The sequence below is a fragment of the Kitasatospora sp. NPDC086791 genome (assembly GCF_040685975.1).
Lineage (GTDB): Bacteria > Actinomycetota > Actinomycetes > Streptomycetales > Streptomycetaceae > Kitasatospora.
Genome location: NZ_JBFBOC010000004.1, coordinates 264,923 through 287,636, shown reverse-complemented (window position 1 = coordinate 287,636; position 22,714 = coordinate 264,923). Strand labels below are relative to the sequence as shown.

The 22,714-nt window shown below is 74.0% G+C and carries 21 protein-coding genes; 12 read left to right on the top strand and 9 right to left on the bottom strand.

Annotation, left to right across the window (positions count from 1 at the left end; translation table 11 throughout):
* Nucleotides 1-57: 57 nt before the first annotated feature.
* Nucleotides 58-711 carry a transketolase gene (locus AB0Q99_RS10220; protein ID WP_363570065.1) on the bottom strand — a complete coding sequence of 218 codons (654 nt, stop codon included), beginning with the start codon at nt 709-711 and terminating at the stop codon, nt 58-60.
* A gap of 431 nt (nt 712-1,142) precedes the next feature.
* Between AB0Q99_RS10220 and AB0Q99_RS10215 the strand changes: the two genes are divergently transcribed.
* Together AB0Q99_RS10215 and AB0Q99_RS10210 are read left to right on the top strand one after the other, a co-directional pair.
* A complete protein-coding gene (locus tag AB0Q99_RS10215; protein WP_363570015.1) occupies nt 1,143-1,883 on the top strand; it encodes a class I SAM-dependent methyltransferase in 741 nt (246 codons plus the stop codon).
* A gap of 36 nt (nt 1,884-1,919) precedes the next feature.
* Complete coding sequence (locus AB0Q99_RS10210) at nt 1,920-3,179, top strand: alpha/beta hydrolase-fold protein (protein WP_363570013.1); 1,260 nt, start codon at nt 1,920-1,922, stop codon at nt 3,177-3,179.
* An 835-nt stretch (nt 3,180-4,014) separates the two neighbouring features.
* Here AB0Q99_RS10210 and AB0Q99_RS10205 read toward each other — a convergent pair.
* The 3 genes from AB0Q99_RS10205 to AB0Q99_RS10195 form a co-directional block, all read right to left on the bottom strand.
* A complete protein-coding gene (locus tag AB0Q99_RS10205) occupies nt 4,015-4,623 on the bottom strand; it encodes a hypothetical protein (RefSeq protein ID WP_363570011.1) in 609 nt (202 codons plus the stop codon).
* A 99-nt stretch (nt 4,624-4,722) separates the two neighbouring features.
* Nucleotides 4,723-5,277: a GNAT family N-acetyltransferase gene (locus tag AB0Q99_RS10200; RefSeq protein ID WP_363570009.1), complete on the bottom strand. Its 555-nt coding sequence runs from the start codon at nt 5,275-5,277 to the stop codon at nt 4,723-4,725.
* 95 nt (nt 5,278-5,372) lie between these two features.
* Nucleotides 5,373-6,272 carry a LysR family transcriptional regulator gene (locus AB0Q99_RS10195; protein ID WP_363570063.1) on the bottom strand — a complete coding sequence of 300 codons (900 nt, stop codon included), beginning with the start codon at nt 6,270-6,272 and terminating at the stop codon, nt 5,373-5,375.
* A 79-nt stretch (nt 6,273-6,351) separates the two neighbouring features.
* Here AB0Q99_RS10195 and AB0Q99_RS10190 point away from each other — a divergent pair, with 79 nt between their 5' ends.
* On the top strand, nt 6,352-7,119 hold the full coding sequence (locus tag AB0Q99_RS10190) for a hypothetical protein (RefSeq protein WP_363570008.1): 768 nt from the start codon (nt 6,352-6,354) through the stop codon (nt 7,117-7,119).
* A gap of 7 nt (nt 7,120-7,126) precedes the next feature.
* Here AB0Q99_RS10190 and AB0Q99_RS10185 read toward each other — a convergent pair whose 3' ends face one another.
* The gene (locus tag AB0Q99_RS10185) at nt 7,127-7,729 is read right to left on the bottom strand and encodes a GNAT family N-acetyltransferase (protein WP_363570006.1); all 603 of its coding nucleotides are present in this window, start codon (nt 7,727-7,729) and stop codon (nt 7,127-7,129) included.
* Between the two features lie 102 nt (nt 7,730-7,831).
* Here AB0Q99_RS10185 and AB0Q99_RS10180 point away from each other — a divergent pair, with 102 nt between their 5' ends.
* The gene (locus tag AB0Q99_RS10180; protein ID WP_363570003.1) at nt 7,832-9,130 is read left to right on the top strand and encodes a histidine kinase; all 1,299 of its coding nucleotides are present in this window, start codon (nt 7,832-7,834) and stop codon (nt 9,128-9,130) included.
* A 14-nt stretch (nt 9,131-9,144) separates the two neighbouring features.
* Here the strand turns inward: AB0Q99_RS10180 and coaE are convergent, their stop codons facing one another.
* Nucleotides 9,145-9,744 (bottom strand): dephospho-CoA kinase, encoded by a 600-nt coding sequence (coaE, locus tag AB0Q99_RS10175; RefSeq protein WP_363570001.1) that lies wholly within the window; start codon nt 9,742-9,744, stop codon nt 9,145-9,147.
* 84 nt (nt 9,745-9,828) lie between these two features.
* The gene (locus AB0Q99_RS10170; protein WP_363569999.1) at nt 9,829-10,479 is read right to left on the bottom strand and encodes an MBL fold metallo-hydrolase; all 651 of its coding nucleotides are present in this window, start codon (nt 10,477-10,479) and stop codon (nt 9,829-9,831) included.
* A gap of 62 nt (nt 10,480-10,541) precedes the next feature.
* Here AB0Q99_RS10170 and AB0Q99_RS10165 point away from each other — a divergent pair, with 62 nt between their 5' ends.
* Nucleotides 10,542-10,973: a MarR family transcriptional regulator gene (locus tag AB0Q99_RS10165; protein WP_363569997.1), complete on the top strand. Its 432-nt coding sequence runs from the start codon at nt 10,542-10,544 to the stop codon at nt 10,971-10,973.
* Nucleotides 10,974-11,037: 64 nt separating this feature from the next.
* Here the strand turns inward: AB0Q99_RS10165 and AB0Q99_RS10160 are convergent, their stop codons facing one another.
* Both AB0Q99_RS10160 and rpsA read right to left on the bottom strand, forming a co-directional pair.
* The gene (locus AB0Q99_RS10160) at nt 11,038-13,341 is read right to left on the bottom strand and encodes an MMPL family transporter (protein WP_363569995.1); all 2,304 of its coding nucleotides are present in this window, start codon (nt 13,339-13,341) and stop codon (nt 11,038-11,040) included.
* 211 nt (nt 13,342-13,552) lie between these two features.
* Entirely contained in the window at nt 13,553-15,043 is a 1,491-nt protein-coding gene (gene rpsA / locus AB0Q99_RS10155; protein WP_049653883.1) for a 30S ribosomal protein S1, read from the bottom strand.
* A gap of 414 nt (nt 15,044-15,457) precedes the next feature.
* Between rpsA and AB0Q99_RS10150 the strand changes: the two genes are divergently transcribed.
* The 7 genes from AB0Q99_RS10150 to AB0Q99_RS10120 all read left to right on the top strand — a co-directional run bounded on the left by AB0Q99_RS10150 (nt 15,458) and on the right by AB0Q99_RS10120 (nt 22,454).
* Complete coding sequence (locus AB0Q99_RS10150) at nt 15,458-16,321, top strand: class I SAM-dependent methyltransferase (protein ID WP_363569993.1); 864 nt, start codon at nt 15,458-15,460, stop codon at nt 16,319-16,321.
* A 6-nt stretch (nt 16,322-16,327) separates the two neighbouring features.
* Nucleotides 16,328-18,841 carry an ATP-dependent helicase HrpB gene (gene hrpB / locus AB0Q99_RS10145; RefSeq protein WP_363569991.1) on the top strand — a complete coding sequence of 838 codons (2,514 nt, stop codon included), beginning with the start codon at nt 16,328-16,330 and terminating at the stop codon, nt 18,839-18,841.
* Nucleotides 18,842-18,899: 58 nt separating this feature from the next.
* Entirely contained in the window at nt 18,900-19,568 is a 669-nt protein-coding gene (locus AB0Q99_RS10140) for an HAD-IA family hydrolase (RefSeq protein WP_363569989.1), read from the top strand.
* 195 nt (nt 19,569-19,763) lie between these two features.
* On the top strand, nt 19,764-20,867 hold the full coding sequence (locus tag AB0Q99_RS10135; protein ID WP_363569987.1) for an XRE family transcriptional regulator: 1,104 nt from the start codon (nt 19,764-19,766) through the stop codon (nt 20,865-20,867).
* A 103-nt stretch (nt 20,868-20,970) separates the two neighbouring features.
* Nucleotides 20,971-21,357 carry a hypothetical protein gene (locus tag AB0Q99_RS10130; protein ID WP_363569985.1) on the top strand — a complete coding sequence of 129 codons (387 nt, stop codon included), beginning with the start codon at nt 20,971-20,973 and terminating at the stop codon, nt 21,355-21,357.
* 81 nt (nt 21,358-21,438) lie between these two features.
* Entirely contained in the window at nt 21,439-21,873 is a 435-nt protein-coding gene (locus AB0Q99_RS10125) for an ATP-binding protein (protein ID WP_363569983.1), read from the top strand.
* A gap of 14 nt (nt 21,874-21,887) precedes the next feature.
* Nucleotides 21,888-22,454: a hypothetical protein gene (locus tag AB0Q99_RS10120; protein ID WP_363569981.1), complete on the top strand. Its 567-nt coding sequence runs from the start codon at nt 21,888-21,890 to the stop codon at nt 22,452-22,454.
* The last annotated feature ends 260 nt before the right edge of the window (nt 22,455-22,714 follow it).

Here is a 22,714-nt window from a genome sequence, read left to right as displayed (position 1 = left end):
CCTTTCGGGGGTGCGGGCTCGGCTACTCGGTCGGGCGTGCTCGGGGCGGCCGGGCGCTCAGTGGTTCTCCTTGGGCTCCACCCGGGCGACCACCACGTGCGGGCGGCCCGGGTGCTCGGCCGTGAAGGCCCGGTACAGCGCCTCGTGGTCGCGGCCGTCCACCGTCTCGGTCGACCAGCCCTCGGCGGCGAAGCGCTGCGCGATGCCGCCCTGCCAGCCGTGCGTGGCCGAGGAGTTGTCGATCACCACCACGTGCAGCCGGTCCAGCCCGGAGGCCCCGGCGAAGGCCACCGCCTCGTGGTTGGAGCCCTCGTCGAACTCGGCGTCGCCGACCAGCACCCACACCGCGGCCCCGGCCAGGCCCTGCGCCCGCAGCCCGAGCGCCGTGCCGACGCCCAGCGGCAGGCCGTGCCCGAGCGAGCCGGAGGAGATCTCCACCCCGGGCACCAGCGTGCGGTCCGGGTGGTGGCCCAGCGGCGAGTCGTAGCCGCCGAAGCCCGGCAACACCTCGGGGTCGACGAAGCCCTTCGCCGCCAGCACCGCGTAGTACGCCATCGGACCGTGACCCTTGGAGAGCAGGAAGCGGTCCCGGTCCTGCGCCTCGGCGGTGGCCGAGGTGACGCGCAGCACCCGGTCGTACAGCACCCAGACCGCGTCCAGCGTGGAGGTGGCGGCCGGGCCGTGCTTCTCGGCACCGGTCATCAGGCCCATCAGCGCCGGCAGGTCCGCGAACCGGGCCCCGGGACGGGACTCGGGAGCGATCCCGGAAGCGGCACCGGAAGTAGCCCCGGGACGGGCCTGGACACGGGTCTCGGCCGCGGTCCCCGCGGTTGCGTTCGTCGTCATGACCACGATGGTGCAACTTCAAGTCGACTTGAAGTCAAACGGCGACCGCGAGCCCCCTGACCGGCCGCTCCGAGGGCCGGACCTCCCTTCACCGAAGCGTTACGCGGGCCCCTCCTCCCGGGCCCCGGCGGTGCCGCGGAAGCGGCCCTTCCCGGCCCGGGAGGGGTGCGCCGCCGGGCCCCGCCCCGGCTCCGGACCACCTGTCCCCGACCCCCTCCCGGGAGCCCCGACCACCCACCCTGCCAGCCGTTTTGCGCCGCTCGCTCCCACGCCACGAGCCGCCTACGCTCGACCGCATGAACCGTACGATCCGCACCACCGAGGACGTCCTGGCCCTGCTCGACCGGTTCTTCCCGCCGCCCGAGGCCCGGTGGGACGACTTCTACGCCGATCGGTCCGCCGACCGCCCGTTCTTCGGGCCCGAGCCGGACGAGAACCTGGTCTCCTTCCTCGACCGCGGCCCCCTCGACCGCGGCCCGCTCGCCCCCGGCCGCGCCCTCGACCTCGGCTGCGGGGCCGGCCGGAACGCGATCCACCTGGCCTCCCGCGGCTTCGACGTCGACGCCGTCGACCTCTCCTCCACCGCCGTCGCCTGGGCCGAGGAGCGCGCCCGCGACGCCGGCATCGGCACCGGCGCGGGCACCGGCCTGCGCTTCCACCGGGCGAGCATCTTCGCGGCCGCGCTCCCGCACGACCGGTACGACCTGGTCTACGACTCCGGCTGCCTGCACCACCTCCCGCCGCACCGACGGGTCAGCTACCTCGCGCTCCTCGACCGCGTCCTCGCGCCCGGCGGCCACTTCGCCCTGACCGCCTTCGCCGCCGGGGCGATGGGCTCCGAGCGGCCCGACGAGGAGCTGTACCGGCTGGGCGCGCTGGAGGGCGGCCTGGCCTACTCGCCCGAGGAGCTGCGGTCGCTGTTCCGCGACCTCACGCCGCTGGAGATCCGCCCGATGGCGGCCCGGGCGCCCGGCTCCGGACTCTTCGGCGTGCCCTTCCTCCTCACAGCCCTCTTCCAGCGAACTGCCAGTCTTTAACCAGCCTCTCATCCTCCGCCCCTAGCCTCCGGCCGTATGAACGTCTCCCTGCTCGCCGGCTGGTTCCCCTGGACGGTCCAGGCCGCCACCCTCGCGCTGTTCCTGGGCACGGTGGTCCGGCGGGACCGCGCGTGGCGGGTGACGTGGGGACCGATCGCGCTGGGGACGGCGCTGGTGGTCACGGTCGCCGCCGCGGTGGCCGTGGTGGCGTTCAGCGGGATCGCCGACCCGATCCCGTTCGGGGTGTGGCTGTGGAGCGGGGTCGCGGTCGCGGCGCTGTGCGTGCTCGGGTTCGGCTGGCGGGGCGCGCGGTGGTGGCGGCGGGCGCTGGTGGCGCCGACCGCGCTGCTGGCGCTGTTCTGCGCCGCGAACAGCGTGAACATCGCCACCGGCTACTACCCGACACTGGAGGACGCGATCGGCGAACTCGGCGGGCAGCCTTTGCCGGACCAGATCACGCTCGCCGAGCTCTCCTCCGTCCACGGGAAGACGAAGACCGGCCGCATCGTCCAGGTCGACATCCCGGACACCACCGGCGGCTTCGCCCACCGCCAGGAGCTGGTCTACCTGCCGCCCGCCTGGTTCCGCAGCCAGAACCGGCCCAAGCTGCCGGTGCTGGAGATGATCGGCGGCGAGTTCGCGGCGCCCGACAACTGGATCCGCTCCGGCAACGCGGTGAAGACCGCCGACGCGTTCGCCGCCCGGCACAACGGCTTCGCGCCGATCCTGGTCTTCGCCGACGCCACCGGCGGCTTCCGGGTGGACACCGAGTGCGTGGACGGCCCGCACGGCCAGGCCGAGAGCCACCTCGTCAAGGACGTCCCGCCGTTCGTCCAGAAGACCTTCAACGCCGCCACCGACCCGCACAAGTGGGGCGTGGCCGGCTGGTCGATGGGCGGCACCTGCGCCGTCGACCTGACCGTCGAACACCCGGGCGTCTTCACGCACTTCGGCGACTTCTCCGGGGACCGCGGCCCGTACATCGGCGACAAGGAGCACACCGTCCAGGAGCTGTACGGCGGCGACGCCGCGGCCTGGGCGGCCCACGACCCGCTGACCGTGCTCGCCCACCATCCCAAGTACCAGGGCGTCTCCGGCTACTTCGGCCAGGGCGACCAGGAGCACGGCCAGATCGAGTCCGCCAAGGCGCTGGAGGCGGCGGCCAGGAAGGACGGCATCCGCACCGTCTCCGCCGTCGGCTCCGGCCCGCACACCTGGCAGACCGGCGCCGCGACCTTCGCCCAGGCCCTGCCCTGGCTCGCCCAGCAGCTCGGCGTCCCGGGCACCCACCCGTGACGGCGGGCGGGGCCGCCCCCGACCCCGCTCCCACCCCCGCTCCCGTTCCCACCCCCGGGCCGCTGCCACCCCGACGCAACCGGGGGAAATCCTTGGTGTCGGCGGAGGTTTGAAGCCCGCCCGCACCGCCGCGCCCCGCACCGCCGCGCGAACCGGGGCACGGTACGGGCCCGCAGCACCGCGCTCCAGCAGCGGATCCCCGCTCCGAGCGGCGCATGACCGCATCCGCGCGCCCCGGAGCACACCCGCACGCCGCGCATAGCTCCCGCCGCGCCCGCACACACGTTCCCCATCAGCTCCCTGAAACCGCCCCGCCCGCCCGGACCTCCGCCGGAATCCCGCTTTGCTCCCGGGGGTCGCTTGGCATAGGTTTCGACCGCCGTCGACGCAGCACCGGCGCTGACCGTCCCTCAGACCCGAGGTGGGCGGCGGTGACCAGGAGTCGGACGGCCGTACGTCAACGGGGAGGAACAACCATGCCGAGTGCCCGCGATCACGGGTCACCCGGGCGGCGAGAACGGACCGGCGGCACCGCCGAGGACGAGCGCGTCGGCACCGGCACGACCGCGCCGACGCGCCAGGCCCTCCCCGGCCGCGGCTGATCCCGGCGGCACTCCCCGCGGGCGCCCGCACCGCGGACACCGCACCGCGGGGTGTCCGCGACACCCCACAGACGGCCGTCCGGCCCGTCCGGCACAGGGGACCGGACGGGCCGGACGGCTCCTTTCACGCCCGCGGCGCCCGGACGCGGCGAACCGGCTTCACCGCGTCCGGACGTCGGAACATCAGAGCGTCAGGGCGTCAGCGCGTCGCACTGCCGGCGGGCTCGGACGACTCAGAGCCCCAGAACACTGAGCGCCGTGGTCCAGTCACTGGCGATCGCGCTTCTGGCGTCGTCCAGGCCCACCCGGCCGCCGCACACCGCGTTCTTGAGCTTGGTCTCGACCGAGTCCTTGCTCTGCGCCGGCTGGCTGCCGTAGCGCGGCTCGGGCCACAGGTTGGCCGGGTCGCGCGGGGCGCCGCCGAGCTCCAGCGGGACGAGGTGGTCCTCCTCGTAGTCGGCCGTGCTGGTGTCCGCGTAGCCGTACTGCGCGATCTGCCGCACCTTCAGCGCGTTGGTGTAGCTGGTCGGCGGGCGCACGGTGGCGGTCCAGCCGGAGACGCAGATGGTCTGGCCGATGGTGTCCTGGGTGACGTCGGGGTTGTACGCACCGGGGGTGCAGTACGGGTCGGGCAGCGGCAGGTACGCCTGCGAACAACTCGCCGCGAGCGTACCGGACTTCGGGGTGGAAGCGGCGGCCGGGGCGGCAGCCCGCGCGGTGCCGGCGGCGAGTCCTGCGGCGGCGAGGGCGGTCGCCGCCGCGACGACGGTCAGGCGCTGACGGAGCATCATGGGGAAGTCCTCCTGGGCCGGCCCGGCCTCGCGCCGGGCGACTGTGCTCATGACAGCACCGCGCGCGCGACGACCGTCAGGCTCAGGACGTGAACGCCTGGTGACCTCGCCTTCACAAACCGTCGATCAGCCCCGGAGCACCGCCGCCGATCAGCCCCGGAGCACCGCGAGTTCGACCTCCCGGCCCGTCCCGTGGCCCGGCACCGGGAGCGTCACGCCGGAGTGCGCGAAGCCGGCCTTGAGGTACATCGCCTCGGCGCGGGCGTTGTCCTCGTGGACGAACAGCCGCACGCGCCGGATCCGCGGTTCGGCGAGCGACCACGACCACTCCACGGCGGCCCGGATCAGGTCGACCGCGAGCCCGGTGCCGCGCGCCTCGGGCCGGACGTAGACCCCGACGATGTGCGTCTGCTCGACCGTGATGACGTCACCCTCCAGGGCCCCCGGCGCACCGGGCCGCTCGACCAGCACGCTGACCGAGCCGAGCCAGCGACCGTCCGCGTCCTCGCCGACGAACTGCGCCACGGCGGAGCCCGTCGCGGCGCCCGCGGCGCGGTCCTGCCAGAACTCGTCGGGCCTGGCGGCCGCCTGTTCGTACGTGTCGAGGAAGGCGATGGCCGCGGCCGGATCCCGCAGCGCGTCCAGCCGGAGCTCCCTGACCCGTACCCAGTCCTCGTTCCGCACCCGCCTGATGATGATGTCCATTGCATGATCATTTCATCGGGGCGGGTAGCCCCCGCAACCCGAATACGCCCCCGCCCGGCCCGCCGCCCGACCCGCCGAGCGCGCTCACCGCACGGTCAGACCGAGTCGCCCCGCCCCTCCTCCAGCAGCCGCGCCAGCAGCGCCGCCGGCCCCTCTGGCAGGCTCCCGTGCACGAGCTCGGTGCGGTGCACCAGCCGAGGCGCGGCGATCGCGGCGCACCCGACCCCGGGCACCCCGGCCGGCACCGGCTCGGGCAGCAGCGTGAGCCCGTGCCCGGCGGCGACGAGCGCGAGCAGCCCGTGCAGGTCGGTGCCCTCGTAGCGGGCGGCGGGTCGAAAACCGTCGACGCCCGCGACCGCGCGCAGCCGGGCGACCGGCGGGGCGAGGTCCGGGGCCTCCAGCCAGCGGGCGGCGGAGAGGTCGGCGAGCGCGAGGCCGTCGCGGCCCGCCAGCGGGTGGTCGACGGGCAGCGCGACGGCGACCGGCCGCTCGGCCACCGCGACGGTGCGCAGCGGGCCGACCTCGGGCAGCGGCAGCGGGTCGCTGGGCGCGGCCAGGCCGTCGATCAGGGCGAGGTCGACCTCGCCGGTGGCGACCTGCGCGGGCAGCACGTCCTGGGCGAGCACCCGGACCACCGGCTCCACCCTCGGATACGCCCGGCGCACCTCGCCGAGCGCGCGCCCCAGCGCCGCCCCGACCGCCAGCGGCGTGGCGCCGAGCACCAGCCGGGCGCTCGCGGCACCTGCCAGGCGCGCGACGTCGGCGCGCGCCGCCGCCAGCCGGACCAGCAGCGGCGCGGCGTGCTCCAGCAGGCGCCGACCGGCCTCGGTCGGGCCGACCGGGCGGCGCACCAGCAGGGCGGTCCCGAGGTCCGCCTCCAGCGCGGCGATCTGCTGGGAGACCGCGGACTGGGTGTAGCCGAGTTCCCGCGCCGCGTCCGAGAAGGAGGCGAGGCGGGCGACCGTGACGAAGGTGCGCAGCTGCTGGGGATCCACGGCGGTCATCAACCGATCTGATCGGGAGGTAAGAAATCATCGTTGGCGCTGATCTCGGGAGCAGGGTCAGGATAGCCGCATGACCTATCCGACCCCGCGGATCGCCCTGGTCGGCGACCGCTCCCCCGCCGTCCGCTCGCACGCCCGCGTCCCGGGCCTGCTCGACGCCCTCGCCGAGCACGACCGGCTCGTCCTGGACGCCTACTGGATCCCGACCGGCGACGCCGGGGCACCCGGCGCCCTGGACGGCTTCGACGCGATCTGGCTGCTCCCCGGCAGCCCGTACCGCAGCGAGGCCGGTGCCCTGGCCGCCGTCCGCACCGCCCGCGAGCGCGGCATCCCCTTCCTCGGCACCTGCGCCGGGTTCCAGCACGCGGCGCTGGAGTACGCCCGCGCCGTCTGCGGCCTGACCGACGCCGTCCACGGCGAGGAGCACCCCGACGGGGAGCAGCAGGTGATCGCCCCGCTGAGCTGCTCGCTGGTCGGCCACGAGGGCGCCGTCACGGTCACCCCGGACACCCTCGCCGAGCGCGTCCTCGGCACCACCCGCACCCTGGAGCGCTACCACTGCGCGTACGGTCTCGACGCCGCCTACCTGGACCGGCTGCGCGCGCACGGCCTGCGGTTCAGCGGCGCGGACGAGTCGGGCGAGGTGCGGATCCTGGAGCTGCCGGACCACCCCTTCTTCCTCGCCTCGCTGTTCCAGCCCGAGCTGTCCGGCGACGGCACCCGGGCGCACGCCATGATCCGCGCGCTGGCCGGCGCCGCCGTGGCCCACGCGGACGCGCGCGGGTCCGCCGTGACCGCGACCGCGACCGCGACCGCGACCGCGACCGCGACCGCCTGAGCGGACCTCACATCGGCAGGGACCGCAACCGCACCGGCCCCTCCGGCCAGTCCGTCCCCGCCGACAGCGGCGCCCACAGCGTGCGCAGCGGCATCACCGCCAGCCGCCCCTCGGGCTGCTCCACCGTCACCTCCCCGGTCACCTCCCGGAAGCCCAGGCCCCGGTAGAACGCGGCCAGCGGCGGGCGGCAGAACAGCAGCGCGCGCCGGTGGCCGAGCGTGCGCGCGTGGTCCAGGGCGGCCCCGACCACGGCGCGCGCGAGGCCGCCGCCGCGCCGGTCGGGGGCGACGCAGACCCCGCCGACGCCGATCGCCGTCAGGTCGGTGCCGCCCACGGTGAGCGGCAGCGGCAGCAGCCCGGCGTGGGCGACGAGCCGGCCGTCGGCGGCCCGGACGCCGAAGTGGATCTCCTTGGGCAGGAAGGTCAGCCCGGTGTACGCGACGCCGTACGGATCGGCGCCGGGGCCCAGGACCTCCTGCTGCTCGACACGGGTGTACCGCTCCAGCCGTTCGACGGCCGACGGTGCGGTCGGCGGCGGCGGCCCGCCCGGGGGCGGTTCCACCGGAGACGACCCGGCCGGGTGCGGTCCGGGCGAAGGACGATCACTCATCCCGCCATGCTCCCTCCCACCGGGATCCTTCCGACAGTCCCTTCCCGGCCACTCGGTCCGAAGATCATCCCGGTGGCACCCCGGTGTGGAAGCATGCCCCTCATGCAGCAGCCCGCCGACCAGTCGGCCGCCGGCCCCGACGCACCGCTGCCCGACGCACCACTGCCCGGGCCGCCGCTGCGCCTGCCCCGCCCGGTCCGGGCCCTCGCCCCGACCTCCCTGGTCCTGCTGGTGCTCGTCCCGCTCGCCGCGAACGACCCCGACGTCGGCCCGACCACCTCACCGCCGGTCAACGCCGCCCTGATGGCCTTCGGCGCCCTCGCCCTGGCCCTGCGCCGCCGCCACCCGGCGGCGGTCACCGTGGCCACCCTGGTGAGCGGTCAACTCCCGCTCGCCATCGCGCTCTACGGACTGGCCGCGCGGCGCGGCGGCACCCTGCTGCTGTACGCCCTGGCGGCCGCGGCCGAGCTGCGACTGCTCGTCCCCTTCGACCTCGGGGACGTCGACACCCCGTTCTCGCTCGCCAATCTGGTCGAGGACCCGCTGGTCTTCGGCGCGGTCCCGCTCGTCCTCGGACTGAGCGCCCACAACCGCGCCCACACCGTCCGGGTGCTCGCCGAGCGCAACCGCTTCCTCGGCGAACGCAACCGGCTGCTGGAGGAGGCCCGCCGGCACGCCGAGGAACGCGCGGCGGCCGCCGAACGCGCGCGGCTGGCGCGGGAGATGCACGACGTGGTCTCCAACCGGGTCTCGTTGATCACCCTGCACGCGGGCGCCGGCCAGGTCGCCCAGGCCGAGGACCCGGGCGCCGCCCGGGAGACGTTCGGCCTGATCCGCGCCCTCGGCCTGCAGGCGCTCACCGAACTGCGGGGCCTGCTGGGCGTGCTGACCACGGCCGCCGACCAGGCACCCTCGCTGCGCGGCCTGCCCATCCTGGTCGAGGAGTCCCGGCAGGCCGGTCTGGCGGTCGGACTGACCGTCACCGGCCCGGCCGACGGGCTGTCCCCACCCGGGCCCGCCGTGCAGTACGCGGCGTACCGGATCGTCCAGGAGGCGCTGACCAACGCGCACAAGCACGCCCCGGCCGCCGAGGTGGCCGTCACGGTCGAGGTCCAGCCGGACGGGCTGCGCCTGGCGGTGGTCAACTCCCCCACCGGGGCGGACGGCTCCGGGGCGTCGGACACCGGGGCGTCCGACACCGCGGCATCCGACACCGCGACGGACGGCACCGCGACGGACGGCACCGCGACGCCGGACGGCGGCCCGGAGCTGCCCTCCGGCGGCCACGGCCTGACCGGTATGCGCACCCGGGCCGACGACCTCGGCGGCACCCTGCACGCCGGCCCGACCCCGGAGGGCGGCTTCGCCGTACGCGCCCGGCTACCCCTCGGCGCCGCGTGAGCCGCCACCAGGGCTCAGACCGCGGCGCGCTCCGCCAGCTCCGCCCAGACCTCGTCCACCCGGTCCGACAGCTCCGCCAGCCCCCCGCCGTTGTCGATCACCAGGTCCGCGATCGCCAGCCGGTCCGCCCGCGAGGCCTGCGCGTCCATCCGGGCCCGGGCCTCCTCCTCGGCCATCCCGCGCAGCCGCACCAGCCGGTCCATCCGCACCTCGTCGGCCGCGTCGACCACCACGACCAGGTCGAACAGCGGTGCCAGTCCGTTCTCCGCCAGCAGCGGCACGTCGTGCACCACGACCGCGTCCGGCGCCGCCGCCGCCTCCAGTTCGGCGGAGCGGGCCCGCACCAGCGGGTGGACGATCGCGTTCAGCGCCTTCAGCCGCTCCGGGTCGGCGAACACGACCGCCCCGAGGGCCGGGCGGTCCAGCGCGCCGTCCTCCCGCAGCACCTGCGGGCCGAACTCGGCGACCACGGCCGCCAGACCGTCCGTCCCGGGGGCGACCACCTCGCGGGCGATCACGTCGGAGTCCACGATCACCGCGCCGTGCACGGCGAACAGCCGGGACACCTCGCTCTTGCCCGCCCCGATGCCGCCCGTCAGTCCGATCTTCAGCATGGCGTCAGGCTACCGGCGCGCCACCCGGCCCGTCAGCACCGGACCGGGCTCCACCCGTCCGACCGCGGTCCGCGCCCCCGCCCGTCAGCCCAGCTCCAGGCTCTCCCCCTCCCCGAGGATCGCCAGCTCCGCCCCCGTGCCCGGCCCCTCCGGCCCGACCATCCGGCTGTGCACCGCGAACCCGATCGGGCTGAGCACCGCCTCGTGGACCGGCACCGTCCGGCGCGGCCCCGCCTCCCGGACGTAGTCGACCACCTCGGAGACCTTGCTCCACGGCGCCGCCAGCGGCAGCAGCAGGGTGTCGACGGCGTGCGGCGGCACGGTGAACGCGTCGCCGGGGTGGAACAGCCGGCCGTCGAAGAGGAAGCCGATGTTCCGCACCCTCGGGATGTCCGGGTGGATCACGGCGTGCCACTCGCCGTGCACGGAGACGCCGAGCCCGCCGGGCCCGCCGAGCTCGAAGGCGTCGCCCTCGCCGACCGCGGTGACTCGCCGCGCGACACCGTCCAGCTGAGCGGCGACGGCGCCGTTGGTCCACACCCGCAGCGCCGGGTCGGCCTCCAGCGCGGCGCGCAACCGCGACTCCTCGAAGTGGTCCATGTGCTCGTGGGTGATCAGGACGGCGTCCGCCCCGGCCAGTGCGGCGGAGCCGGTGAACGCTCCGGGGTCGACGACGACGGTGGTGCCGCCGTGCTCGACGCGTACGCAGGCGTGTCCGAACTTGGTGATTCGCATGCCCGAAACACTACAGCATTGCTGTACAGCAATGCTGTAGATATCCCGGGTAGACTTCTCCCATGACCAGCGAAGCCCCGCACCCGGACACCCTGGAACTCGCCGCCGACCTGCGCGCCGCCCTCGGCAGCCTGGTCCGCTCCCTGCGCGTCAGCGACGAGCTGCCGCAGAACCAGGCCGCCGTCCTCGGCCTGCTGGTCCGCGACGCGCGCACCTGCACCGTCGCCGAACTCGCCGACCTCCAGCGCGTCCGCCACCAGTCGATGGCCCGCACCGTCGCCCTGATGACCGAAGCCGGGCTGGTCACCCAGCAGCCCCACCCCACCGACGGCCGCAAGCAGCTCATCGCCGCCACCGGAACCGGCCGCGCCGCCCTCCTCGACCAGCGCGCCCGCCGCGAGCACCGCATCGCCGCCGCCATCGAGTCCCGCCTCACCCCCGCCGAACAGGACCGGCTGCGCGCGGCGGTCACCCTCCTGAGCCGCCTGTCCTGAGCCGCCTCTCCGGGCTGCCGGCCTGGACCGTCCGGCAGCCCCACGCCGCGTACGCCGCCGCGCTCTAGGCCTTGACCAGGTCCCCGGCCGGCGACTCCCCGGCCTCCGGCTCCGCGGCCACCGGCTGCCCGGTCACCGGCTCCACCGGCTCCACCGAATCCGCCACCACCGGCCGCGGCGCCGGGATCACCGCGGGCTCGATCGCCGGCAGCTCGACGTGCTCGCTCAGCCCGAAGCGCCGGTGCAGTCGGCGCAGCGGGGCGGGCGCCCACCAGTTGAACTCGCCGAACAGGCTCATCGCGGCGGGCACCAGCAGGCAGCGCACCAGGGTGGCGTCCACCGCGACGGCGACCGCCAGCGCGATGCCCATCTGCTTGACCATCAGCATGTCCCCGAGCGCGAACCCGGCGAAGACGATCACCATCAGCAGCGCCGCCGAGGTGATGATCCGACCGCTGCGCTGGACCCCCAGCTCCACCGACCGGGTACAGCTGTGCCCCTTGTCCCGCAGCTCCTTGATCCGGGCGAGCAGGAACACCTCGTAGTCCATCGACAGCCCGAAGGCGAAGGCGAAGACCAGGACCGGGATGAAGGTCTCCAGCCCGCCGGTCGGGCTGAACCCGAGCAGCCCGCTGAACCACCCGTCCTGGAACACCAGGGTCAGCGCGCCGAGCGAGGCACCCAGCGAGAGCAGGTTCATCAGCAGCGCCTTGACCGGCATCACCACCGAGCCGGTCATCAGGAACAGCAGCACCAGTGTCCCGGCCGCGACCAGTCCGAGCGCCCACGGCCCGCGCGAGAGCAGTTCCTTCTGGAAGTCGACCACCGAGGCCGCGCCGCCGGTGACGTAGGTCTTCAGTCCGCCCCGGTCCGCCCGCAGCTCCTCGACCACGTGCTTGGCCTGGCCGCCCTGCGGGTCCCCGTGCACCAGCACGTCGATCGTGGAGACCGCGTCGCTCACCGGGCTCACCGCCCGTACTCCGCTCACCCCGGGCAGTTTGGCGACCACCTCGTCCGCGTACGCCTGCGCCACCGTGGCGCCGCCCTCGACCACCACCGTGACCGGCGCGGCCGAGGCCTGCGGGAAGCGCTGGTCGACGGTCTCGGCGACCTGCCGCCCGGCGGAGGACGCGGGCAGCACGGCGGCGCCCGAGTTGCGCATCTCGGCGTGCAGGAACGGCGCCCCGGCCGCCATCAGCAGCGCCACGGAGGCGAGCGTGACCAGGACCGCCCGCTTGCGGACCCGGCGGACGGTCCGACTGAAGAACCCCTCGTCCGGCACCGGCGCGGTGGGCGTCTTGATCCGCGAGCCGGCGAAGCCGAGCAGCGCGGGGATCAGCGTCAGCGCGGCGGCGACGGCGATCACCACCACGCTCACCCCGGCGGCGGCGACCGCGCCGAGCACCGGGCTGGTGAAGACGAACAGGCCCGACAGGGCGACGGCCACGGTCAGCCCGGAGAAGGCGACGGTGCGTCCGGCGGTCGCCGCGGTGCGCTCGACGGCGGCGGCGATGCCCGCGCCGTGGCCGCGTTCCTCGCGGAAACGATTCACCATGAGCAGCGCGTAGTCGATCGAGAGCCCGAGCCCCAGCACGGTGGCGATCGGCAGCACGCTGGTGTCGATGTCCATGATCCGGCTGAACCCGAACATGGCCAGCAGTGCGCCGCCCACCGAGGCGATCGCCCCGATCACCGGCAGCGAGGCCGCCGAGAGCCCGCCGAAGACCAGCACCATGACGACCAACGTGAGCGGCAGCGTCACCATCTCACCGAAGCGGGTGTCCTTCTCGGTCTGCTGCTTGACCTCCTGCTGCAGCACCAGGTCACCGCCGACGGTCACGTGCGCGCCGCCCGCGCCGTCCAGCGCGGCGAGCCGCTGGGTGACGGCGTCGGTCTGGGCGGAGGTGGCGGTGTCGGCCAGCCGCACCGAGACCAGGCTCGCCGTCCCGTCGGCGGAGCGCAGCGCGGCCGGAGCCGGGCCGGAGCCGTACGCGTCGACGGCGGCCGAGACCCCGGGCAGGGCGGCGATCTCGGCGGTGGCCCTCTCGACGGCGGTCTTGACCGCCGGATCGTCCACCGGCTTGCCGTCCACCACGGCGGTGACGGTGCCCTTGACCGGGTCGGCCGCGGCGACCACCGCGTTGCCCCGGTCGGCCTCGGCACTGGCGGAGGAGGCCCCGGCCACCGAGCCCTCGAAGACCCGGCCGCCGATCAGGACGCCGACGACCAGGACGACGGCCCAGAAGCCGAGCACCCAGCGGCGGTGGCGGAAGCAGAACCGGCCGAGGGCCGCGAGCCGGCCGCCGACCAGGGCGGCGGGGGCGGCGACGGAGGCGGAGGCGGAGGCGGCAGAGGAGGGTTTGCGCATGAAGGAGCCTTTCGGGCAGCTCCTCTCAATGTAGGTGGAACCGGAACCCCGACCTAGGGAAGGGCAATGAGCCCCATCTCACACTTTCCTTCACATAAAGGGCACATCAGTCGGAGCCGTATAAGTCAGAGCGGAAAACCAAATGGACCCCGTCCGGGAATTCCCGGACGGGGTCCATTCGCTAGCTATCGGCTAGCAGGAAGCGAGAGCCTCAGCTCTGGCCACCGGCCAGCTTCTCGCGCAGGGCGGCCAGGGCCTCGTCGGAGGCCAGGGCGCCGGAGCCCTCGTCGCTGCTGGACGAGTAGGAGCCACCGGCGGCAGCGGCGACGGCGTCGCCACCCTCCTCGGCGGCCTGGGCGTCGGCCTCGCGGCTCTTGATGACCTGGGCCTGGTGCTGCTCGAAGCGGGACTGCGCCTCGGCGTACTGGCGCTCCCACTCCTCGCGCTGCTTCTCGAAGCCGGGCAGCCAGTCGTTCGCCTCGGGGTCGAAGCCCTCCGGGTAGATGTAGTTGCCCTGGTCGTCGTAGGAGGCGGCCATGCCGTACAGGGTCGGGTCGAACTCGACCTCGGCCGGGTTGGCACCCAGGGCCTCGTTGGCCTGCTTCAGCGAGAGGCTGATGCGGCGACGCTCGAGGTCGATGTCGATGACCTTGACGAAGATCTCGTCGCCGACCTGGACGACCTGCTCCGGGATCTCGACGTGGCGCTCGGCCAGCTCGGAGATGTGGACCAGACCCTCGATGCCCTCGTCCACGCGGACGAACGCACCGAACGGAACCAGCTTGGTGACCTTACCCGGGACGACCTGACCGATCTGGTGCGTACGGGCGAACTGCTGCCACGGGTCCTCCTGGGTCGCCTTCAGCGACAGGGAGACGCGCTCGCGGTCCATGTCCACGTCGAGAACCTCGACGGTGACCTCCTGGCCGACCTCGACGACCTCGGACGGGTGGTCGATGTGCTTCCAGGACAGCTCGGAGACGTGCACCAGGCCGTCGACGCCACCCAGGTCCACGAAGGCACCGAAGTTGACGATCGAGGAGACGACGCCGGAGCGCACCTGACCCTTCTGCAGGGTGGTGAGGAAGGTCTGGCGGACCTCGCTCTGGGTCTGCTCCAGCCAGGCACGGCGGGACAGGACCACGTTGTTGCGGTTCTTGTCCAGCTCGATGATCTTGGCCTCGAGCTCCTTGCCCACGTAGGGCTGGAGGTCGCGGACGCGACGCATCTCGACCAGCGAGGCGGGGAGGAAGCCGCGGAGGCCGATGTCGAGGATGAGACCACCCTTGACGACCTCGATGACGGTACCGGTGACGATGCCGTCCTCTTCCTTGATCTTCTCGATCGTGCCCCAGGCACGCTCGTACTGAGCGCGCTTCTTGGACAGGATGAGACGACCCTCCTTGTCCTCCTTCTGGAGAACCAGGGCCTCGATGTTGTCACCGACGGCGACGACCTCGTGCGGGTCAACGTCGTGCTTGATCGAGAGCTCGCGGGACGGGATGACGCCCTCGGTCTTGTAACCGATGTCGAGGAGGACCTCGTCACGGTCGACCTTCACGATGACGCCCTCGACGATGTCGCCATCGTTGAAGTACTTGATGGTCTCGTCGATGGCGGCGAGGAAGGCCTCCGCGTCGCCGATGTCGTTGACCGCGACCTGCGGGGTGGTGCTGAGGGAGGAGTCGGTGGGGCTCGTCATTAGGAAAAGGGCTCCGGTACGGACATGAAAGTCGTAGGTAATGCCACGCGGAGGGCCCGTATCGCTCCCACCGAAAGCCGGACAGCCAAGAACACGGCGCACCGGCGTTCCCGTACCACGAGAATCGGCGTCCGTCTTGCGACCGTGGGGTCTTCGACAGATGCGAGCGCGACCTGCTCCGTCTGAGGCGCGCAGGCCCGCAGCGCAACTTGTAGCATACGGGGACGGCCAGGCACGGTCAATGCCGAAGGACGGCAAGACGGTGGAGCCCGGTACGGATCAGGCCATATCCTCCGATTGCGCGCCTCTCGGCGGCGCCCGCAGGAGCCTTTTCCCCGGATGCCACCGCCAGGACCCGACCCCTCTCGGGGCCGGTTCGCGGCAGCGGCGCTTCCGCATTCCATACCCTACGCGATGGGCATTGTCACCGTGGCCACCACCCCCCAGTCCGACCTGCACGATCTTGAGGCGTCCGCCGAGGAGGGCGACGACGCGGTGCGGCGCGCGGCCGACGCCGGGGAGAGCAGCCACGCCAGCCGGCACTGGTGGGACCGCAACGCCGACGAGTACCAGGACGAGCACGGCGAGTTCCTCGGCGACGACCGCTTCACCTGGTGCCCCGAGGGCCTGGACGAGGCCGACGCCCGGCTGCTCGGCGAGGTCGCCGGCCGGGACGTGCTGGAGATCGGCGCCGGCGCCGCCCAGTGCTCGCGCTGGCTGGCCGCCCGCGGCGCCCGCCCCGTCGCCCTGGACATCTCCTACCGCCAGCTCCAGCACTCCCGCCGGATCGACCTCGGCCGGGGCGCCGTGCCCGTCCCGGTCGTCCAGGCCGACGCCGCCGTGCTGCCCTTCGCCGACGGCTCCTTCGACCTCGCCTGCTCCGCGTACGGCGCCGTCCCGTTCAGCGCCGACACCGAGGCCCTGATGCGCGAGGTGCACCGGGTGTTGCGGCCCGGCGGGCGCTGGGTGTTCTCGGTGACCCACCCGATCCGCTGGGCCTTCCCGGACGAACCGGGCGTCGAGGGCCTCACCGCGGTGTCCTCCTACTTCGACCGCACCCCGTACGTCGAGCAGGACGAGCAGGGCCGCGCCACCTACGTCGAGCACCACCGCACCCTCGGCGACCGGGTCCGCGAACTCGTCGCCGCGGGCTTCCGGCTGGTGGACCTGGTCGAGCCGGAGTGGCCGGCCGGCCTGGAACAGGAGTGGGGCGGCTGGTCCCCGCTGCGCGGGCGGCTGATCCCCGGCACCGCGATCTTCGTCACCGAGCGGGGCTGAGCCGGTTTGAACCCCGCCTGGCGCGACCTGCCCGTCCGCACCGCCCTGCCCGCGCTGCACGACGCCCTCGCCGGGCCCGGCACCGCCGTCCTCGCCGCGCCGCCCGGCACCGGCAAGACCACGCTGGTGCCGCTCGCCCTGGCCGGACTGCTCGACGACGGCCGGCCGGTGCGCCGGGTGCTGGTCGCCGAGCCGCGCCGGCTCGCGGTCCGGGCGGCGGCCCGCCGGATGGCCTGGCTGCTCGGCGAGTCCGTCGGCGGCCGGATCGGGTACACCGTGCGCGGCGAGCGCCGCGCCGGGCCCGACACCGTGGTCGAGGTGGTCACCACCGGCGTGCTGCTGCAGCGGCTCCAGCGCGACCAGGAACTGCCCGGCGTGGACGTCGTCGTGCTGGACGAATGCCACGAACGACACCTGGACGCCGACACCGCGCTCGCCTTCCTGCTGGACGTCCGGGCGGCCCTGCGGCCCGAACTCGGGCTGGTCTGCGCCTCGGCCACCTCCGACACCGAGGCCTGGGCCGACCTGCTCGGCGGCGCACCGGTGGTGGCGGCGCACGGGGTCTCCCACCCGGTGGACGTGGTCTGGGCGCCGCCGCCGCGCGCCGTCCGGCCCGCGCACGGCACCCGGGTGGACCCGGCGCTACTCGACCACGTCGCGGCCGTCGTCCGGCGAGCACTCGCCGAGAGGGACGGGGACGTGCTCTGCTTCCTGCCCGGCGTCGGCGAGATCGCCCGGGTCGCCGGGCAGTTGGCCGGGGTCGCGGCCGAGGTGCTGCAACTCCACGGCCGCGCCCCGCAGGCCGTCCAGGACGCCGCGCTCACCCCCTCGGAGGGGCGGCGGGTCGTCCTCGCCACCGCCGTCGCCGAGTCCTCCCTGACCGTCCCCGGCGTCCGCGTCGTCGTCGACGCCGGACTCGCCCGCGAACCCCGCACCGACCACGCCCGCGGCCTCGCCGGACTGGTCACCGTCCGCGCCTCGCTCGCCGCCGCCCGCCAGCGCGCCGGACGCGCGGGGCGCGAGGCACCCGGCACCGTCTACCGCTGCTGGCAGGAGGCCGAGGACGCCCGCGCCGCGCGGTTCCCGACCCCCGAGATCGCCCTCGCCGACCTCACGCCGTTCGCCCTCCAGGCCGCCTGCTGGGGCGACCCGGACGCCACCGGGCTCGCCCTGCCCGACCGGCCCCCGGCGGGGGCGATGGCCGCCGCCCGGGAAACCCTGCTCGCCCTCGGGGCCGTTTCCGCCGACGGGCGGGCGACGAAGCGCGGCGTCCGGCTCGCCCGCACCGGGCTGCACCCCCGACTGGGGCGGGCCCTGGTCGACGGCGCTCCCGCCGTGGGCGCCCGCCGGGCGGCCGAGGTGGTCGCCCTGCTGTCCGAGGAACCGCCGCGCGCGCTGGGGGACGACCTCGGGGCGGTGTGGCGCGCCGTCCGTTCGGGTGATGACCCCTACGCGGGCCGCTGGCGCGACGAAGTCCGACGGCTGCAGCGGGCCGCCGGCGACGAACCCGCCACCGCGCTGGACGATGCCACCGCCGTCGGCCTCGTCGTCGCCCTGGCCTTCCCGGAGCGGATCGCGAGGGCGAGGGTCGAGCGCCCGGCGCCCGGCGAGCGCAGCCCGTACCTGATGGCCTCGGGAACGGCCGCCGAACTCTCCCGCGACACCCGGCTCGGCACCCTGCCCTGGCTCGCCGTCGCCGTCGCCGACCGCCCGGCGGGATCGCACTCGGCACGGGTGCTGCACGCGGCGGCCCTGGACGAGTCCACCGCCGTTCGCGCCGGGGCGGCCCTCCTCACCACCCGCGAAGAGGTCCACTGGGACACCCGGCGTGACGAGGTCGTCTCCCGCCAGGTGGAGTCCCTCGGCGCCATCGAACTCGCCGCGAAGCCGCTGGCCCGCCCGGATCGGGCGCTCGTCCGCGCCGCCATCCTCGAAGGCCTCACCCGCGAGGGCGTGAGCGAGCTGCTGACCTGGCCCTCCCCCGGCCTACGCGAGCGCCTGGCGTTCCTCCGCACGGCGATCGGGGACCCGTGGCCGGACGTCTCTGATACCGCTTTGTTGGAACGCGCCGAGGAGTGGCTGGAACCCGAGCTGTCCCGCGCCCGCCGCCGCGCCGACCTCGCGAGGATCGACACGACGGCAGCCCTCCAACGCCTGCTCCCCTGGACGAGCGGCGAAGCCGGACGCCTGGACGAGTTGGCCCCCGAGCGGATCACCGTCCCCAGCGGGTCGAGGATACGGGTCGACTACACCACCGAACGCCCGGTGCTGGCCGTCAAGTTGCAGGAGCTGTTCGGCTGGAAGGCCGCCCCGGCCCTGGCCGGCGGCCGGGTCCCCCTCACCGTCCAACTGCTCTCCCCCGCCGGCCGCCCCGCCGCCATCACCGGCGACCTGGAGAACTTCTGGCGCAACGGCTACCACGCCGTCCGAGCAGACCTCAGAGGTCGCTACCCCCGCCACCCCTGGCCCGAAGACCCGACCACGGCCGAACCCACGAAGCGCACCAACGCCCGGAAGTGACCGAGGTCCAGCGGATACGGTCCCGAAGAGGCCACCACACCGGAGGACGAAGCGCGCCATGGCACTGACCACCCCGAGCGTCACCCACTCCCCCACAGCCGAACGCCCCTTCTCAGCCCTGATCCTGGACTTCGTCGGTGTACTCACCGCCAATGCCGGACCCGCACACCGCACGTGGTGCCTCGCCCAAGGCCTCGATGCCGAGGCGTGGCGGCACACGCTCGGCCATGACCCGGAGGCAAGCCGCCTGTATACCGAACTCGAAGCCGGACGGCTGGGCCAGGCGGAGTGGAACCAGCGGGTGGCACCGATCCTCGGCCTCGCGGAGCACGAGAACCTGATGGGCCGGGCGTGGGCGGGCGTCCGACCGGCCGACGACATGATCGCGCTCGCCCGGTCGGCAGCGCAGGCCGGCCTTTCGGTCGCACTGCTGTCCAACTCCTTCGGCCTTGACCCGTACGACCCGTACGAGGCCCTGGGAGTGTGGGAGTTGTTCGACGTGGCGGTGGTCTCCGAGCGGGAGGGCATCGCCAAGCCCGACCCGGCGATCTACCAACTCACCCTGGACCGGCTCGGCCTGCCCGGCGAGGCGTGCGTGTTCGTGGACGACCACCCGAGGAACCTGCCCCCGGCCGAAGCACTCGGCATCACCACCGTCCTCGCAGACGGAACACCCGGCAATGCCGCCCGGATCGCGACCCTGCTCGGCGTCCCCACCACGCCCTGAACATCCGTCAACACGACTGACCGCCATACCGTTCAGGTACCGGACGCGGAGTGGCGGGGGTACGGTCCGCTGTGAGGCCGCTCACCTTCGGAGGCACCCATGACGCAGTGGTCCGACTACTCCACCGGCCAGCGCATCAAAATGCTGCGGGCCGGCCTGACGCAGTAAGAACTCGCCGAGACCGCCGGAGTATCCGTGCCGACCGTCCGCAAGGCCGAGAAGGAGGGAGGCAGCATCGGGCTGCCGTCGCTCCTCAAACTGTCCGCTGCGCTGCACGCGGACGTGTCGGTCATCCTCGGGCAACAGGCCCCTCGAAGGGCCTCGCTGATCGGCGACAGGGCGATGCTGCGGGGGCTGTCCCGCACCGTGCACGACACTGCCGCAGGGGTCGGGACCGACGTCGAACCGCCGGACGCCACGGCACTTCGGGCCGATCTGGAGCGGGCTTGGGCGGACTACCGGGCCGGGGACTACACCCGCGCCGGCAGTCTCGTGGCCCCCGCCATCACCGAGGCCGCCGCCCTCCTGCGCTCAGCCCCGGAGGGTGAGCGGTGCGCCGCGCACGGCATCCTCGCCGACTCCTACCGGCTCGCCTCCTACACCGCCCAGTTCCACGGCGCCCGAGACCTCGCGTACGCGGCGATCGGCCACGCCCGCCACCACGTCCACCTGGCCGCAGACCCGCTGCGGGCCGCGATGGTGGACTGCGGCCGGTCCTGGATCTACATGCGCGACGCCCGCCTCGACCAGGCCGCCACCACCGCCGAGGACGCGTTCGCGTCGATCGAACCCCGCTACACGGAACGGGATCCGGAGACGCTGGCCACCTACGGGTGGCACGTCACCTTCGCCGCCGTGGTCGCCTCCCGCCACGGTGACGCCGACCGGACCCGCGACCTCCTCTCCCAGGGACACGCGGTCGCCGCGAGGATGGGCCGCGATGTGATGATCAACGGCACCAGCTACGGGCCGACCACGGTCACCGCGCAGGCCATCGGCATCCACACCGTCATGGGCGACCCCGGAAAGGCCCTGGCGCTCGCCCGCAACCTCGGCGACCTCTCCCCGCTGCCGCAGGCCGCCCGCAACCGGCTCGCCCTGGACATCGCCCTCGCCCAGGCCGACACCCGCCAGTACGACGCCGCCCTGGACACCCTGCTCCAGGTGTGCAGCACACACCCCGACTGGGCCCGCCACCAGGCCCTTCCGGGGGCGATCATGCAGCGCGCCGGTCACGCCAGCACCACCCGCGTGCGCAAGCTCGGCGGCATTCTCGGCATCAGCCTGTTCACTCGCTGAGATCACACTGATACGAGGCGTATCACGCGAGGCCGGTACGACTTCCGGAAGTGGCACTCCCCGCACGTTCACGATGGCCGAACCAGGCGGCAGTCTCGACGCCATGACGCTAAATCAGCCTGAGCAGCCGCGCGTCCGCCGCGTTCCCGTCGCCGTGTACATCGCGACCAGCGGCGAGGCCTGCGCCCTCAATCTCACGGGCCACGCCCGCGCCTTCGCCGAAGCCCGCGACTGGACGGTCACCCTCACCGTGGTGGACGACGACCCCTCCCGCCCGCTCGACCAGCGGCCCGGCTGGCAGGCCATCACCGACGCCCTGAACGCCCGCACCGTCCACGGCGTGGTCACCTGGACCCGCGACATGGTGACCAACGGCCAGGCCGCCCAGGACATCGAGGTCTACGACCGCCTCGCCGCGGTCCTCGGCGACCGGGGCGCCTTCCTCGCCGCTGCCCACACCGCCCCCTACGCCGCCACCCCGGACCACTGAGACCGGAACCCGGTTCTCTGCACACGCAGTGTGGATGCGTACCACTTCGCGCTTCCCCTCCGTCCCCTGAGGTAACTCCCCGTGCTCACATCCCACCGGCCCCGCACGTTCGTCGCCCGACTCGACTCCCGCACCGAGTCCACGCCCCTGGCCCGCCACTTCCTCCGGGCCTACCTCGCCGGCCTCCCCTCCGGCGACCGCTACGCCGATGTCGCCGAACTGCTCCTCGGCGAACTCTTCGCCAACGCCGTCCAGCACTCCGACGCCCCCGACGACCGCCTGATCGAGGTCCGGTTCGCCGTCATCGGGGACCGGCTGCGGATCGAGGTGCACGACGCCGGCACCGGACGCCCCTCCGTGCGGTCCGCCGTCCCCGACGACGAACACGGACGCGGCCTCTTCCTCGTCAACGAGCTGGCCGAGCGCTGGGGTTGCTGCCCCCGCTCCGGCGGCATCGGCAAGTTCGTCTGGGCCCTCGTCGCCCCCACCCCCACCCCCGCCCTCGTCACCGCCTGAAAGACCGACTCCTCATGCACCTCGCCACCATCGCCCGGCACGCCCTCTCCCGGGGCACCACCCCCGCCGCCGCCTACGCCCTCCTCGCCCGCCGCACCCGCGAACCCCTCCCGTCCGCCCGCGCCGTCTGCCTCGCCCTCTCCATCCCCCTCGCCGAAACCACCCGCCGCCTCGACGACTGCTACGACGCCCTCCTCGCCAACCCCCGCCCCAACTCCGAAACCGACACCGGCGAACTCCTCGAAGCCCTCGGCGTCTTCGACGTCCCCAAGACCCTCACCCCCACCGAACGCACCGTCGTCGCCCACTTCCTCACCGCCGTCGACGCCATGGGCGGCATCCGCCCCGGCCACCAACACGGCCTCGACCGCTGGCTCACCACCGGCAACCTCACCACCGCCTACCTCTCCCTCGCCGCCGCCCACCCCCTCCCCCGCACCGGCGACCCCGCCACCTACTGGACCGCCCTCGTCACCGCCGGCGAACTCCTCACCACCACCCCCAACCCCGACACCCGCATCAAGTACGCCCTCGCCCACTGCCGCACCCAAGCCACCCGCACCGCCACCCGCACCACCTGAAAGCCCAGGCCGCGCACCGGAAGTCGACCCCACCGACTTCCCGCGCAACGCGGTCGCCCCAGCCTGGCCGGCCGAGCACATCCACCACCGCTACTACCTGTGAGACCGGTTCGGGTCAGGCCGCCTTGGCCATCGGCCGAGCGCGCTCGCGCAAGTCGCGTGCGCGCCGGTTGCCCTGGTGGGGCTTGATCACGGCCGGCATCGAGCGGAAGCGGTCGTCGGCCCGACCGGACTGGACAGCCGGGCGCGCACAGGAAGTC

What these genes read in the sequence shown, in the direction of transcription:
- AB0Q99_RS10220 (WP_363570065.1), bottom strand. Translation starts at nt 711, where the DNA reads ATGGGCCTGATGACCGGTGCCGAGAAGCACGGCCCGGCCGCCACCTCC.
- AB0Q99_RS10215 (WP_363570015.1), top strand. Translation starts at nt 1,143, where the DNA reads ATGAACCGTACGATCCGCACCACCGAGGACGTCCTGGCCCTGCTCGAC.
- AB0Q99_RS10210 (WP_363570013.1), top strand. Translation starts at nt 1,920, where the DNA reads ATGAACGTCTCCCTGCTCGCCGGCTGGTTCCCCTGGACGGTCCAGGCC.
- AB0Q99_RS10205 (WP_363570011.1), bottom strand. Translation starts at nt 4,623, where the DNA reads ATGAGCACAGTCGCCCGGCGCGAGGCCGGGCCGGCCCAGGAGGACTTC.
- AB0Q99_RS10200 (WP_363570009.1), bottom strand. Translation starts at nt 5,277, where the DNA reads ATGGACATCATCATCAGGCGGGTGCGGAACGAGGACTGGGTACGGGTC.
- AB0Q99_RS10190 (WP_363570008.1), top strand. Translation starts at nt 6,352, where the DNA reads ATGACCTATCCGACCCCGCGGATCGCCCTGGTCGGCGACCGCTCCCCC.
- AB0Q99_RS10185 (WP_363570006.1), bottom strand. Translation starts at nt 7,729, where the DNA reads ATGAGTGATCGTCCTTCGCCCGGACCGCACCCGGCCGGGTCGTCTCCG.
- AB0Q99_RS10180 (WP_363570003.1), top strand. Translation starts at nt 7,832, where the DNA reads ATGCAGCAGCCCGCCGACCAGTCGGCCGCCGGCCCCGACGCACCGCTG.
- coaE (WP_363570001.1), bottom strand. Translation starts at nt 9,744, where the DNA reads ATGCTGAAGATCGGACTGACGGGCGGCATCGGGGCGGGCAAGAGCGAG.
- AB0Q99_RS10170 (WP_363569999.1), bottom strand. Translation starts at nt 10,479, where the DNA reads ATGCGAATCACCAAGTTCGGACACGCCTGCGTACGCGTCGAGCACGGC.
- AB0Q99_RS10165 (WP_363569997.1), top strand. Translation starts at nt 10,542, where the DNA reads ATGACCAGCGAAGCCCCGCACCCGGACACCCTGGAACTCGCCGCCGAC.
- AB0Q99_RS10160 (WP_363569995.1), bottom strand. Translation starts at nt 13,341, where the DNA reads ATGCGCAAACCCTCCTCTGCCGCCTCCGCCTCCGCCTCCGTCGCCGCC.
- rpsA (WP_049653883.1), bottom strand. Translation starts at nt 15,043, where the DNA reads ATGACGAGCCCCACCGACTCCTCCCTCAGCACCACCCCGCAGGTCGCG.
- AB0Q99_RS10150 (WP_363569993.1), top strand. Translation starts at nt 15,458, where the DNA reads ATGGGCATTGTCACCGTGGCCACCACCCCCCAGTCCGACCTGCACGAT.
- AB0Q99_RS10140 (WP_363569989.1), top strand. Translation starts at nt 18,900, where the DNA reads ATGGCACTGACCACCCCGAGCGTCACCCACTCCCCCACAGCCGAACGC.
- AB0Q99_RS10130 (WP_363569985.1), top strand. Translation starts at nt 20,971, where the DNA reads ATGACGCTAAATCAGCCTGAGCAGCCGCGCGTCCGCCGCGTTCCCGTC.
- AB0Q99_RS10120 (WP_363569981.1), top strand. Translation starts at nt 21,888, where the DNA reads ATGCACCTCGCCACCATCGCCCGGCACGCCCTCTCCCGGGGCACCACC.